The organism is Acidovorax sp. HMWF018 (genome assembly GCF_003061035.1).
Taxonomy (GTDB): Bacteria; Pseudomonadota; Gammaproteobacteria; order Burkholderiales; family Burkholderiaceae_C; genus Acidovorax; species Acidovorax delafieldii.
Genome location: NZ_QAIM01000591.1, coordinates 1 through 319, shown reverse-complemented (window position 1 = coordinate 319; position 319 = coordinate 1). Strand labels below are relative to the sequence as shown.

Genomic DNA, 319 nt, shown 5'->3' with positions numbered 1-319 from the left:
GGGTTCGGCCTGCAACGACGCGCCGACAACGGCAGAGGGCGCGCTCAATGGCACCGCGCCACCCGCCAGCAAGGCCCTCAGCGCAGGCAAACCCACGGTGTCGAAGGCGCGCAGCGGCACCTCGTCGCGGGGCAGGTGCGCCAGCGCATCGGGCATCTGGTCCATGGCCTGACGGCCCAGGGCCTCGATGGCATCGGCCACCGCGTCATGCCCCGGCTGGCTGGCATGGAACACGCCGTTGATGGCCAGGCGCTGGTTGGCCAGGCCCAGGGCGCGCAGCTCCAGCGCGGTGCGCGCGGCCTCTTGCATGGGGCGGGGG

1 pseudogene is annotated in these 319 nt (G+C 73.7%); it reads right to left on the bottom strand.

From position 1 onward, the window contains the following. Window positions 1–319: pseudogene (locus DBR23_RS31730) on the bottom strand (arsenical pump-driving ATPase); the annotation flags it as partial.